This window comes from Gilliamella sp. B14384G12, from assembly GCF_016101825.1.
In the GTDB taxonomy this organism is placed as follows: Bacteria; Pseudomonadota; Gammaproteobacteria; order Enterobacterales; family Orbaceae; genus Gilliamella; species Gilliamella apicola_N.
Genome location: NZ_JACFPU010000002.1, coordinates 378,134 through 393,077, shown reverse-complemented (window position 1 = coordinate 393,077; position 14,944 = coordinate 378,134). Strand labels below are relative to the sequence as shown.

Genomic DNA, 14,944 nt, shown 5'->3' with positions numbered 1-14,944 from the left:
AGTTATTAAGCATAAAGATTTCGTTCAATATGGGTTGTTAGCTCAGTCGGTAGAGCAGCGGACTTTTAATCCGTTTGTCGAGCGTTCGAATCGCTCACGACCCACCACCTTCTCTCTTCATTTTGAAATCATAAAAGCTGTCTCAACTTAATACACTTAACTTGATAAAAAACATTAATGTTAGTCAAAATTTATTTTTAATAAATTTGAATAACACATATTTTTAATTCCACAGAGATTAATTAAGTACAAAAAGTATCGAATAATCAAAATTAGTTCCTATCATCTTCATTCATCCTTTCTTAATTTAACAAAATAGCCTTACTTATATTTAATAATATTAATATATTTCAAAAAAATATAATTAAAAACCTATTTTACAGAGCTGAAAAACATAAAATAAGTTGTGTGTGCGAATAATAATCATTATCATTATTGATGTTGTTTTAGCATTTATCAAATAACACAACAAATAATAGGAAAAATAATGAAATTAGTTAATCAAGTATTCTTACCTTGCTTATTAAGCTCTACCGCTTTTATCGCTTATGCTCAAGAAAAAGTTAATGATGATCATGATATTGAAACTATGAAAGTTGTCGCAACAATTAAGGATAATAATGATCAGCGAATAAAAAAATCATCAACAGCAACTAAATCATCCTTTTATATAAAGGATATTCCTCAAACTATTAATTCGGTTGATCTTCAACAAGAGAAAATTTATGGGCAAAATGATTTTAGTGTCATTGTAAATAAATTACCTGGGGTAGATGCAACTTATGATATGCGAGACGAAGGTATCAAAATCCGAGGTTTTTCCGCCAGCTCTGGTGATATTTATCGTGATGGTGTTCGCGCGAGTGGACAAGTTAGACAAAGCACCGCTAATATTGAGCGAATTGAAGTGTTAAAAGGACCCGCCTCAGTACTTTATGGCAGAGGCTCAGGTGGCGGAATGATAAATATGATTAGTAAACAAGCAAACTTTGATTCACCCACTACGTTAAGTTTGAGAGGGGGATCTTGGGATAAATACGGCGGAATGGTAGATATAAATCATGTTTTACATGATAATATTGCTATACGCATGACAATTGATCATCAATCAGAAAAGAGTTTTCGTAAAGGAATAAAACAACGCGATACAATGGTTTCACCAAGTATATTGTATGATAATTTGGCTGGATTTAATTGGTTAGTACAATATACTCATGATAAATTATGGCGTAAGCCAGATAGGGCGCCAGCCTATTATAACCTACCTAAAGGTGTCTCAATTAAAACAGCTTATGCTCACCCTGATGACTATGTAAAAGATAATTTTAATTCATTACGTTCAGTTATGGGATATGAATTTAATCATGACTGGTCTATCAAGCTAACTAATCTATATCGTAAAGCTGATCAGAATTTCGATCATCTTTATGCAGGTAATTATTGTGATTTAAGTGGTAAACTTAGTAATCGCGCACCTTGCGACTACAAAGGTAAATTAAAATTCCGTCGAGCTTGGCAAGAAACATCGAATAAAACTTATAGTAATACCCTTGATTTAGTGGGTAAGTTTAATACGGCGAGTATTTCTCATGATATGTTAATAGGGTTTGAATATAATATTGAAAAACGAGAACCTAGATTAGCTTTAACTAGCCAATATCCGGAAGCAGTTGATCCATATCATCCTCATTGGAACTCAAAAAAACCTCGATATAACAAATTAAGTACTAAGACTAATCATAAAGCTACATCCAAAGGGGTATATTGGCAAGACCTAATCAGTTTTACAGAGCAGTGGAAATTACTTGCAGGATTACGTTATGATAATTATGAGTTTGCATCGGATAATAAATTGAATCATCAAAATCGGTCATATGATGGACACTCTCTAAGTCCTCGGTTCGGATTAATTTGGCAGCCGATAGAATCCCAAAGTTTTTATGCTTCGTATAGTAAAAATTTTGCGCCATATGGGGGACGTGGTTTAATCACACTTGCGACAGACTCTAAGACTGTTTACGATGACAAACCTCAATATTCTCGTCAATATGAAGTTGGTGTCAAAAGCGATTGGCTTAATGACAAGCTTTCCTCTCAAATCGCGCTTTACGACCTTGAGCTTTATAATATTCGTTATCAACCCGATGCAGTTAACGATCCTTATAATTGGCAAGTTAGAGGCAGTGATAGAAGCCAAGGTATAGAATTAAGCGTAATAGGAAAATTGAGCAATAATTGGTACATCAATAGCGGTATTGGCTATCAGCAAGCAAAAGTTCATAAAGATAAAAAAACACCTGCTAACAAAGGCAAATATTTATCCAATACAGCCAAACATAGTGGTTATTTAAACGTACGTTATTTGCCTTATGAAAATTGGTTTACTGAACTGGAAGTTAATTATAAGGGCTCAATGTATAACGATGATAACAATCAGATTAAACGTCCTGGTTATGCATCATGGAATGCGGCAATTGGTTATCAAACTCAATCCGTTGATGTGACTTTAGCGATAACTAATTTATTCGGTAAAGAGTATTGGCGTTCAAGTAGTATGCCTGGTACACCTCGAGCCTTTTTATTAACTGCAAGTTATAAATTATGATACTTAATTAATGTTTTTAGGATTTAAAGATAATCGGTTAACTACTTATGTATTCGTAAAAAGTAAGCATAAATAATAAGTTGCTACAGTAAAGAGGGAATAGCATTCCCTCTTTTTTTATGATGTTTAAACTTTAGCTGCTAATTCAATAATTTTCATTGTTACTTCAAATGATTTTACAAATGATGATAACGGTAAAAATTCGAAACATGAATGAAAGTTATGTGCACCAGTAAAGTAGTTTGGTGTAGTCAGGCCTCTTGCCGATAGTGCTGAACCATCTGTTCCGCCACGCATAGCAATTGTATTTGCCTTAATATTTAATTGCTCAAATGATTGATAAATTAAATCAATTGAACGCTTATCTTCACCTAAATAATTAGCAATATTACTATAAGTATCGGTTATTTGACATTCGATTTTAGCTCTTGGATATTTACGGCTTATAAAACTTATCACTTCTTGAATATAAGTTTTACGTGCTTCATATTTAGCTAAATCAAAATCTCGGATACTCATTTTTAACGTTGTCGTACTTTGGTTACCAATAATATCGTTAAACCAGAAATAGCCTTCTTTATTTTCAGTATGTTCAGGCGTTTCGAAACTATCAAAACAGTTAATAATATCGTTAGCAATACCAATAGGGTTGATTAAAACATTTTTAGCTGACATTGGGTGTGCAGTTACACCTTCAATTTCAATAATTGCTGAACCTGCATTAAACGTTTCATAAACGACTTCACCTAATTCGCAACAGTCAATTGTGTAAGCAAAATCGGGTTTAAAACGATTCAAGTCAAGTTTTTTCGCGCCGTTTAAACCGACCTCTTCATCAGGTACGAAAGCAACATAAATATCACCATAGGTACAATTTTGCTTTTGTAATTGATCTAACATTGTCATAACAACAGCTATTGCAGCTTTATTATCGGCACCCAGCACACTTGTACCATCAGTAACAATTAATTCTTCATTGATGTATTTATTCAATTCAGGATGCTCAGCAACTTTAAACCAGATATTTTTATCTTTATTTAATAAAATATCTTCACCCGTAAAAGTGACTCGTTGTGGGTTAATTTTATCCGATAAGGCGACATCAACTGTATCAAGATGAGCGACGTAACCAATTTTAGGCGCATTTGGATTATTTCCAGGTAACTTAGCAGTGACAATACTGTGTTCATCAAGATGAACTTCTTGAAGATTAAGATCAATTAACTCTTGTTTGAGTAAATTGGCTAATTGTGTTTGTCCTGATGTAGAGGGAACATGTGCACACCCCATCGCACTTTGACTTGGTATACTAACGTAACGTAAGAAACGTTCAACTAATTGTTCGGTAATATTCATATTATTTTGACTCCTTATTGATGACTAATGATTCACGGGTGGATAAACATAACCACTATCAAAGCCGATAGGCAGTCCTAGGAACCAAAATAGCAGTAAATTAATTGTTAAAGCAATAAGTAAGCCCGCAGTATATGGGATCATCATAGAGCTTAAAGTACCCACTCCAGTATTTTTACAATACTGCTGACAATAGGCAATGATTAAAGGATAGAAAGCAAACATTGGTGTACTAACATTGACTGCTGAGCTAATACGATAGGCCGCTTGTGTTAGTTCTGGTGAAATACCAACAGACATGAGCATAGGAACAAAGATCGGTGCTAAAATAGCCCATTTTGACGAAGCAGAAGTAATTAATACATTTAACATGCTAGTTAAAATGATCACACCAAATATAGTGACAACCGATGGTAAATGTAAGGCTTTTAAAAATTCAGCACCACCAATAGCAATCAATGTCCCTATTTGGGAGTGTGAAAAGACATATAAAAACTGTGCACAAAAGAATGCAAAAACAATAAAAGGAATAAGAGATTGAGTAATCTTTTCCATTGATTTGACAATATCACGTGATGATTTAAATGCGCCAGTGATTACGCCATGGATTAAACCAGGAATAGCAAAAAAAACAAATAATAAAGGTACAATGATTTGCATAATTGGTGCTTGATTGCTGGTTAAACTACCATCAGGTGCACGCAGTAAAGAATTTTCAGGTAACAGTAACAATACTAATCCAATAGCAATAATCAAAAATACACAAGAAGCGATTTTAAAAGCGCGATTTTCTAAAGGTGTAATAGCTGGTGAATTAGCCAAATTATTAAGTTCAAGATCGTTATTTAGTGGCATCGTTGCTTTTAAGCGAGGTTCAACAATTTTATCTGTTATAAACCAACAAGCAATTAACACAAAGAATGTACCGCCAAAACTTAAAAAATAGTTACATAAAACATTAACTTGATAAGATGGATCGATAATTTGTGCCGCACTTTGAGTAAAACCTTGCATGATCGGATCGATGATTGATGGCGTATAACTTGAACTAAAACCACCTGCTAATCCTGCAAATGAGGCCGCTATACCTGCAAGAGGATGACGACCTGTTGCATAAAACATCATTGCCGAAACTGGCATTAAAATAACATAAGCAGAGTCAGCCGCAATATGACAAACCATACTGACAAAGATAACTGACGGAGTAACTAATTTTTGGGGAGTTACAGCCAATAATTTTTTAAGTAATACATGAATATAGCCACTACTTTCGGCAATTCCTATACCTAATGTGGCAACAATAGTAATGCCTAGTGGTGGAAAACTAACAAAATTGGGTACCATTTTAGTAAAAAATGTTACTAAATGATCAGGCGCTAGCATATTAATGACCACCAGTTTTTCTTTAGTTACTGGATTTATAAAATCGAAGCTTACAAAGGAAAGTAATAATGAAGCAACAAAACAGATAATTAAAGCGAAGAAAAAAAGTGTAGTGACATCGGGGATTTTGTTTCCAATTCGTTCTATAGTATTTAAAAAGCCGCCGGTTCTGATCGGTGACGAATTTGTAGTTTGATTCATAAAAAAATAAGTATATATGTTGTTCGGACCGACAATTTAGCACATATCAATACGGTAGGTAAACCAAGTGTTAGTTAAGTTTTATTCTGTTTCATTAAGTTAATTTGAACGCTCTCATCATTACTATAATTTATATAACTTGTTATTTTTAAAATATCTTTGATATGCATCTTAATTCATATTTCGTTAGTATAGCCTATATCAGCGCTCATCTTTCATGCAAATTATGCTCAATTATTATTAACAACAATGTAATTGCATAAAAATTTTTTAGTGATATATTAATTGAATATTTAGTCACTAAAATAGCATAAATATTCAATTGAGTTAAACGTAACACTTTAGGAAATATTATAATACACGCAGTGGGGGTTATCATGGTTTTCGATATTGATTTAATTAAATATATCTATCAGCACTATCCACAAAAAATTGACCTCATTCGGCAAAGAATCGGAAAACCATTAACCTTAACAGAAAAAATTCTTTATGCACATCTAGCACCAGGAGAAGAGCTTAAAAATTATAAACGTGGTGAAGATTATGTTAATTTTGCGCCAGACCGAGTGGCTATGCAAGATGCAACGGCCCAAATGGCGCTCTTACAATTGATGAATTCTGGGAGAAATAGAGTTGCTGTACCATCAACAGTTCATTGCGATCACTTAATTCAAGCGTATAAAAATGCTCATGATGACTTAATTATTGCTGAAAGTAATAATCAAGAGGTCTATCAATTTCTACGAGATGTATCAAACAAGTATGGTATTGGGTTTTGGAAGCCTGATGCCGGCATCATTCACCAAGTTGTTCTTGAAAATTATGCTTTTCCAGGTGGGATGATGATAGGTACGGATTCACATACTCCAAATGCAGGAGGCCTTTCAATGATAGCTATTGGCGTCGGTGGAGCTGATGCTGTAGATGTCATGGCTGGTATGCCATGGGAATTAAAAATGCCTAAAATTATTGGGGTAAAATTGATTGGTAAATTATCTGGTTGGGTCTCACCTAAAGATGTTATTTTAAAACTTGCTGGTATTTTAACGGTTAAAGGTGCAACAAATTCAATTATTGAGTATTTTGGTGAGGGCGCTCAATCTTTATCAGCAACAGGAAAAGCAACAATATGTAATATGGGGGCAGAGGTTGGTGCTACAACATCCATATTTGCATATAGTAAAAAATCTGCCGATTACTTGGCGATAACTGGTCGCCAAGAGGTAGTTGATTTAGCGAATAAATTAGTTGACTGTTTTAATCCAGATTCTGCTGTTTTAGATCAACCAGAAAAATACTATGATCAAGTAATTGAAATTAACCTTTCCGAACTTGAGCCTTATGTAAATGGGCCTTTCACGCCAGATTTGGCTTATCCAATCTCACAACTTGCAACAGCAGTTAAAGAACATAATTACCCAGATAATATGGAAGTTGGATTGATTGGTTCATGTACTAACTCTTCCTATGAAGATATGATGCGTGCTGCATCGGTGATTAATAATGCTAACCAATTAGGGCTCACCGTAAAAGCCAAATTAATTATTAATCCTGGATCCGAGCAAGTAAAATATACTTCCAAGCGAGATGGTATATTAAATCATTTTGAACAAGCTGGCGCGGCCATCATGGCAAATGCTTGTGGACCTTGTATAGGACAATGGCGCCGTGATGAAGTAGCCGATGAACATAAAAATTCGATAGTAACCTCGTTCAATCGTAACTTTGCTAAACGTAATGACGGCAGCCCAAACACTTATGCTTTTGTGTGCTCTCCTGAAATTGTAGTGGCATTATCTATTGCTGGAAAATTAAGCTTTAACCCATTAACCGATAACCTAATTAACGATAAAGGACAAAAAGTCAAACTTCAAAAGCCAAGTGGTGATGAATTACCGAAACGTGGATTTGAGGTAGATGATGCAGGTTATGTTGCTCCAATTGCTGATGGCAGTTTAGTGGAAGTCCATATTGCTACAAATTCTGAACGGTTACAGCAACTTGCACCTTTTTCACCTTGGGATGGAAAAGACATTATATCGCAACCGTTGTTAATTAAAGCGACAGGAAAATGTACCACAGATCATATTTCAATGGCTGGTAAATGGCTAAAATTTCGCGGTCATTTAGATAATATTTCAAATAATATGTTGATCGGCGCTATTAATGCTTTTAATCAAAAAAGTAACTCAGTGTTAGATACTCAAACAGGAAATTACATCGAAGTTCCAGCATTAGCTCGCAAATTGAAAGCACAAGGCGTTGGTTCAATAGTAATTGCCGAAGAAAATTATGGTGAAGGTTCATCGCGAGAACATGCTGCGATGGAGCCACGTTTCTTGAATGTTAAAGCGATAGTTGTTAAATCATTTGCTCGAATTCATGAAACCAATCTTAAAAAACAAGGAATGTTAGCACTGACATTTGTTGATAAGTCTGATTATGACAAAATTCGCGAAGATGATCAGATTAGCATTACTGGTTTAACTGATTTTGTGCCTGAAAAACATCTAACATTAACGCTTCATCATCATGATGGTACAACTGACTCTTTTGCTGTTGCTCATACTTATAATCAATCTCAAATAGATTGGTTTAAAGCGGGTAGTGCCCTAAATAAAATGAAAGAACAATTTAATGAAAACCACAAATAAGAGGAATATAAAATGAATCAGCAAGTTTTGATTGAAAATGGACAACTCATTGTACCAGATAACCCGATAATTCCTTTTATTGAAGGTGATGGTATTGGTAAAGAAATTTGGGCGGCAGCGAATAAGATCTTTGATAAAGCGATAGAAAAAGCCTATCAAGGTAACCGTAAAGTTGAATGGCACGAAGTACTTGCAGGTGAAAAATCATTTAATTTGAATGGTAATTGGCTGCCCGATGAGACTATGAATGCTTTTAAAAAATATTTGATTGGCATAAAAGGGCCATTAACAACCCCCGTTGGTGGGGGCATTCGTTCTCTTAATGTTGCACTTCGCCAAGAGTTAGATCTTTATGTATGCTTACGACCCGTTCGCTGGTTTAAAGGTGTTGAATCACCTGTAAAATATCCAGAAAAAGTTAACATGACTATTTTTCGAGAAAATACTGAAGATATTTATGCTGGCATCGAATGGATGCAAGGAACACCAGAAGCTGAAAAATTTTATCAGTTTTTATCTGAGCAAATGGGGGTAAAAAAAGTGCGTTTCCCTAAAACTTCATCTTTTGGTGTTAAACCTGTTTCAATAGAGGGCTCTGAACGATTAATAAGATCTGCAATAAACTACGCATTACAACATAATCTGCCTTCAGTTACCTTAGTTCATAAAGGGAATATTATGAAGTTTACTGAAGGAGGATTTAAACAATGGGGATATGAACTTGCTGAAAAAGAATTTACTGATGCGGTTTTTACAATGAATCAATATGCGAAGATACAAAAAGCAGATGGAAAGGTCACAGCAGATAAAGCTTTAAATGATGCTATATCAGCATCTAAATTGATTGTAAAAGACGTGATTTGTGACGCATTTTTACAAAATACCTTATTAAATCCGCAAGACTATTCCGTCGTCGCTACATTAAATCTAAACGGTGATTATGTATCAGATCAACTGGCAGCCATGGTTGGTGGTATTGGTATAGCGCCCGGTGCAAACATTAATTATTTCACTGGACATGCCATTTTTGAAGCAACACATGGCACAGCCCCTAATATAGCGGGTCAGAACCAAGCAAATCCCTCATCGCTATTACTTTCTGGTGTTATGATGTTTGATTATCTTGGCTGGCATGAAGTTGGTCAACTGATTACTAAAGCCATGGAAACTTTATTTCAACAAGGAAAAGCTACAAACGATTTAGCTCGTTTTATGCAAAATGGACAATCCTTATCAACCACTCAATTTACTCAAGCAGTAATAGATAACTTATAAAATTAAGGAGTAATTACAAATGAAAGAAAAATTTTTAGTTTATAAGCTATCTGAAACTGTCAAAAATACCAGTAAGATTCAATCACAATTATTTGAAAAATTTAATGTAAAACGTGGATTACGCAATGCTGATCACACTGGCGTCCTAGTCGGCTTAACTAAAATTGGTGATGTATTGGGTTATCAACATTTGGATGATGGCACATTAGAACCAATACCAGGGAAATTATTATATCGAGGCATAGATATTGAAGATCTGGTTCACAATGCTCAAGAAGAACAACGCACAGGTTTTGAAGAAACCATCTATCTACTTTTATCAGGAAGGTTACCGGATACAGAAGAACTCTGTGACTTTTCTAGATTACTTGGTGAATCAATGGCATTGGAAAAACAGACAAAGATAGCCATTATGGAACTCGAAGGCCACGATATAATGAATATTTTGGCCAGAACGGTTCTAGAAATGTACACCTATGATTCACAAGCGGATGATACTTCGCGTGATAATCTTATGCGTCAATCTATCGACCTTATTGCTAAATTCCCTGCAATTATTGCTTATGCTTACAATATGTTGAGCCATAGTGCTAAAGGTAAATCATTGCACATCCGCCATCCTCATGAACATTTTTCAATAGCAGAAAACTTTTTATATATGATGAAAGGCTCGGATGGATATACTGATCTAGATGTGCGTGTTCTTGATTTAGCTATGATTATTCATGCTGAACATGGCGGTGGTAATAATTCAACATTTACCGTTCGTGTCACGAGTTCAACAGGTACTGATACCTATTCATCAATTGCAGCAGGTATTGGCTCATTAAAAGGACCGTTACATGGCGGCGCTAATTTGCAAGTTGGTAAAATGTTAAAACATCTCGCAGAACAAATAAAAAACTGGGCGGATGTAAACGAAATTGACAACTATCTACAGCGGATATTGAATAAAGAAGTATTCGATAAAAAAGGGTTGATTTATGGTATCGGCCACGCAGTTTATACTGTATCGGATCCTCGTGCCGTATTACTTAAAGAGATGGCACATGAACTAGCAAAAGAAAAAGGACGAGAAAAAGAATATAACTTCTTAAATCTGCTTGAAGAAAGGGCAATTAATGCTGTTGTTAATCGAAAAAATGCCAGAACAAAAAAACTAGTATGTGCCAATGTTGATTTTTATTCAGGCTTTGTTTATGACATGATTGGTTTACCTAGAGAAGTTTATACACCACTATTTGCTATGTCTCGAATCGTTGGATGGTGTGCACATCGAATTGAAGAACTTAATTTTGATGATCGACGCATAATTCGACCGGCCTATAAAAATATTGGTGAGCTTATGCCGTTTATTTCATTAAAAGATCGTTAAAATTATCATCCGTCAGTTTGATTCTGACGGTTTGCACAAAAGCTTATTTTATTAAAAAAAGCATGGTGATTTAAAGCAATAGTTTGTAGACTATCCCACATTGTCGGTTTTTGACTCTGTATTATATAAATGAATCTTTTAAAATCTTTAGCTACAGTAAGTTCCATGACCATGGTATCTCGTGTATTAGGTTTTGTGCGTGATGCTATCATTGCTCGCTTTTTTGGTGCCGGTATGGCTACCGATGCCTTTTTTGTTGCCTTTAAACTCCCTAATTTATTGCGGCGTATTTTTGCTGAGGGCGCATTTTCACAAGCCTTTGTACCAATTTTAGCTGAATATAAGAATCAACAAGGAATAGAAGCAACGCGGACTTTTGTTGCTTATGTCGCTGGTTTATTAACTTTAGTATTAGCCATTGTTACCTTAATTGGCGTAGTGTGTGCTCCTTTTATTATTATGATAACCGCGCCTGGATTTATGCAAGAATCGAGTGATAAATTTGATCTTGCCACAACGATGTTGCGTATTACCTTTCCTTATATCTTTTTTATTTCACTTGCATCATTGGTTGGAGCGATATTAAATACTTGGAATCGTTTTTCTGTCCCAGCTTTTGTTCCAACCTTGTTAAATATTAGCATGATTACGTTTACGCTATTTTTGACACCTTACTTTAATCCACCAGTATTAGCACTCGCGGCATCAGTTGGGGTAGGAGGCATTTTACAATTACTTTATCAGCTTCCTTATTTAAAAAAAATTGGAATGTTGGTTTTACCAAGAATTAACTTTAAAGATAGTGGCGTTTGGCGAGTATTAAAACAGATGGCACCTGCTATTTTAGGGGTATCAGTTGGACAAATTTCTTTAATTATTAATACGATTTTTGCTTCATTTCTTATTTCTGGTTCTGTATCGTGGATGTATTATGCCGACCGACTTATGGAATTTCCTGCTGGCGTACTAGGGGTTGCACTGGGCACTATTCTATTACCTTCACTATCCAAAAGCTTTTCTAAAGGTGATTATAAACAATATTCAGAGTTGCTAGATTGGGGATTGCGACTCTGTTTTCTTTTAGCATTACCAAGTACTGTTGCTTTAGGTGTTATATCTCGTCCACTTATATCAACCTTATTTGAATATGGGCAATTTACCTTAAATGACGCCTTGATGACTCAGCGAGCATTGGTTGCTTATTCTGTTGGTTTACTTGGCATGATTTTGATTAAAGTATTAGCCCCTGCTTTTTATTCACGACAAGATATTAAAACTCCCGTCAAAATTGCAATTGTTACCTTAATTTTAACGCAACTGATGAACCTTGTTTTTATTGGGCCATTACAGCATGCAGGACTTTCACTCTCAATTGGTCTTGCAGCTTGTTTTAATGCAGCGTTATTATTCTGGCAATTACGAAGAAAACAACTATATCAACCACAGCCGGGATGGTATAACTTTTTAGCTAAAGTAATTATTGCTGTTATTTTAATGTCTGTTGTTTTATGGTTTGGCGCGCAACTATTACCTGATTGGTCAACTGGATCGATGTTAATGCGTATTGGAAGACTACTGGTGTTAGTCATAGCTGGTATTATTATTTATTTTGCATCATTAATCGCAATGGGCTTTAAGATAAAACATTTTATTAAACGTATTGATTGATAACAATTATTACAGTTAACAAAATTTTGTCAAAAAGTTTCAGGTTAACATAACGTTTCAGTAAAAAATGTAATCAAATTAGAGATTAGGTCTGATATTTCAACATTAATGAATAATTAGACATTTATGATTTTAGAATTAATTTTTATTTTCTTATAAATATCTAATTTAATTATCATGGACCGATACAATTATCGGTCCAGCTATTTATGAAAACAATCGATTAAAATTATTTTTAAATTGATAATATTATATTGTTCAATCAAATAGATAGGTTTAAATAATTCCTATTCTTTTTACAAGAATGAACGATATGGCAATTCTGGTTCATCAGTAAAGATATCTCTAAATCCTCGATAATGCTGATAATGCATTTTATGTTGATCAGTAGGATATGTATATTTACCCCCAACTTGCCAGAAAAATGGTCTAAATTGATATTCAAGACGATCTTTTTTCATTTCCCAAAGAACTTCAATTTCACGAGGATCACTTTGGAAATTTGACCATATATCATGATGGAATGGAATCACCACTTTGGTATTAAGCGATTCAGCCGCACGTAAAATGTCTGACGAAGTCATTTTATCGGTAACGCCACGAGGATTTTCGCCATAAGAAAGTAAAGCCACATCAATTTTATAATCATTACCATGTTTGGCGTAGTAGTTAGAGTAATGGGAATCTCCTGAATGGTAAAGTGATCCTCCTGAAGTTTCAAATAAATAGTTAACCGCACGATCATTCATACCATCTAGAATCGATTTATCGGTAGAAGATACACCTTTTGGTAACGTAACCAGTGATGTTCTATCAAAAGAATCTAAAACGCGAATTGTAATATCACCTACTTCAATTGTTTCGCCAACTTTAGCAACGATACAACGATCTTCTGGAACTCCCCAACTTTTCCACAATTCAACACAAGCTTTTGGACCAATAAATTTAACTTTTGGAGAGCAATTTTGAATTACAGCAGCAGCGACATTGACATCAATATGATCGGCATGATCATGGGTTGCCATTACTGCATCAATTTCCTTAATCGCGAATGGATCTAATACAAATGGACTGGTTCTTAAATTAGGTTGCAATTCACGAACACCACCCATGCGCATCATTTGATGCTGTTTGTTCATTAATGGATTAGCATGTGTTTTTTTTCCTGTACCGCACCAAAAATCGACAGAGATATTAGTATTACCTGCTGATTTTAACCAAATCCCGGTACAAGCTAACCACCACATGGTGAAAGTATTTGGTTTCACAACGGTGTTTTCAATCTCTTCATTTAACCAAGTTCCCCATTCAGGAAAAGTGTTCAAAATCCAAGAATCTCGGGTAATTTCATTTACTTTACTCATACTATGTTCCTTTTTTTATTTAATAGTTAGACTAATATCACTTCAACTCCTTGCTTTTTAATGCATTCAATTACTTCCTTATTTGCTTGCGCCCCAGTAATCAAAATATCAATTTTATTTACTGGGCAAAAAAGCATGCCAGAGTTTGCTTTGGTATCGATCTTTGAGCTATCAACCACTACGACTAATTTTTCTGCTTTTTCTAATATCTGTTGTTCAGCAACAGCACTTAAAATTTCACTTTTATAAAGACCTGTTGATGTTAATGTTTTTCCACTGGTAAACATCCATTTTGCGGCATAAGAATCGGTGATACTTGCAATAGGATTGAGTATGATATTTTGTGTTTTATTATATAATCCACCCATAATGATCACATTTTCATGATCATGTTCAATTAAATAACACGCTAAAGGAAAATAATTAGTGATGATTGATACCTTTTTCCCACAAAGTTCTCGCCCTAATAAAAATGCCGTTGAACCACAATTAATCACTATATTTTCATCGCTACCGCATAACTTAGCTGCTCGAATCGCAATCCGTGCCTTTTCGTGATAGTGATCAGTATTGTTATTACCTATTGGAACCCAAATTGGTTTCTGTTCTTCAAGACGTATAATGCCATTGCGTACTTTTTTGACACGACCATCTTGATCTAATTTTGTGATATCTCTTCGAGCAGTAGCGGGTGATATTGAAAAATGACTGATTAATTCGGTCACTTTTAATTCACCTTTCTCGTTAACCAAAGCGACGATCTCGTTATGTCGCGTTAATTCATTCATTAAAATCCCTTATTTCAATTTGAGCATTTTTGATTATTTTGATAATAATTTTCATTATTGAAATTGTCAATTATCTTATTGTTTTTATTTGTCAATATTAATTTAATTTATTGATAATTATAAATATAGGTTTAAATTGATGTAGTTTTTTTTCATTATTATGTGAAGTTGATCACAGATATGGTTTCTGATTTTAAAGAAAAGTGATCTTCATCAAAATAATCACAAATAATCATTGTGTGATTTATTTTGATTATAGAATATAACAAGCGTTA

The 14,944-nt window shown here is 34.5% G+C and carries 9 protein-coding genes and 1 tRNA gene; 6 read left to right on the top strand and 4 right to left on the bottom strand.

Annotation, left to right across the window (positions count from 1 at the left end; translation table 11 throughout):
• The first annotated feature begins 31 nt into the window (after window positions 1-31).
• Window positions 32-107, top strand: a tRNA-Lys gene (locus H3S73_RS04335).
• A 380-nt stretch (window positions 108-487) separates the two neighbouring features.
• On the top strand, window positions 488-2,605 hold the full coding sequence (locus H3S73_RS04330; RefSeq protein ID WP_198235677.1) for a TonB-dependent siderophore receptor: 2,118 nt from the start codon (window positions 488-490) through the stop codon (window positions 2,603-2,605).
• A gap of 126 nt (window positions 2,606-2,731) precedes the next feature.
• Here H3S73_RS04330 and pepT read toward each other — a convergent pair whose 3' ends face one another.
• The gene (gene pepT, locus H3S73_RS04325) at window positions 2,732-3,961 is read right to left on the bottom strand and encodes a peptidase T (RefSeq protein ID WP_198235676.1); all 1,230 of its coding nucleotides are present in this window, start codon (window positions 3,959-3,961) and stop codon (window positions 2,732-2,734) included.
• 24 nt (window positions 3,962-3,985) lie between these two features.
• Window positions 3,986-5,545 carry an AbgT family transporter gene (locus H3S73_RS04320; RefSeq protein WP_198235675.1) on the bottom strand — a complete coding sequence of 520 codons (1,560 nt, stop codon included), beginning with the start codon at window positions 5,543-5,545 and terminating at the stop codon, window positions 3,986-3,988.
• 377 nt (window positions 5,546-5,922) lie between these two features.
• Here H3S73_RS04320 and H3S73_RS04315 point away from each other — a divergent pair, with 377 nt between their 5' ends.
• The 4 genes from H3S73_RS04315 to murJ all read left to right on the top strand — a co-directional run bounded on the left by H3S73_RS04315 (window position 5,923) and on the right by murJ (window position 12,517).
• A complete protein-coding gene (locus H3S73_RS04315; protein WP_198235674.1) occupies window positions 5,923-8,199 on the top strand; it encodes an aconitate hydratase in 2,277 nt (758 codons plus the stop codon).
• 12 nt (window positions 8,200-8,211) lie between these two features.
• Entirely contained in the window at window positions 8,212-9,474 is a 1,263-nt protein-coding gene (gene icd, locus H3S73_RS04310; protein ID WP_198235673.1) for an NADP-dependent isocitrate dehydrogenase, read from the top strand.
• Window positions 9,475-9,493: 19 nt separating this feature from the next.
• A complete protein-coding gene (locus H3S73_RS04305) occupies window positions 9,494-10,849 on the top strand; it encodes a citrate/2-methylcitrate synthase (protein ID WP_198235672.1) in 1,356 nt (451 codons plus the stop codon).
• A 129-nt stretch (window positions 10,850-10,978) separates the two neighbouring features.
• Window positions 10,979-12,517, top strand: a complete 1,539-nt coding sequence (gene murJ / locus H3S73_RS04300; protein WP_039128069.1) for a murein biosynthesis integral membrane protein MurJ — start codon at window positions 10,979-10,981, stop codon at window positions 12,515-12,517.
• A 296-nt stretch (window positions 12,518-12,813) separates the two neighbouring features.
• On the opposite strand, the gene ulaG is transcribed toward murJ, so the two are convergent.
• Window positions 12,814-13,881 carry an L-ascorbate 6-phosphate lactonase gene (gene ulaG, locus H3S73_RS04295; protein ID WP_039128071.1) on the bottom strand — a complete coding sequence of 356 codons (1,068 nt, stop codon included), beginning with the start codon at window positions 13,879-13,881 and terminating at the stop codon, window positions 12,814-12,816.
• Window positions 13,882-13,907: 26 nt separating this feature from the next.
• The gene (gene ulaR / locus H3S73_RS04290) at window positions 13,908-14,669 is read right to left on the bottom strand and encodes an HTH-type transcriptional regulator UlaR (protein ID WP_198228889.1); all 762 of its coding nucleotides are present in this window, start codon (window positions 14,667-14,669) and stop codon (window positions 13,908-13,910) included.
• Window positions 14,670-14,944: the final 275 nt, after the last annotated feature.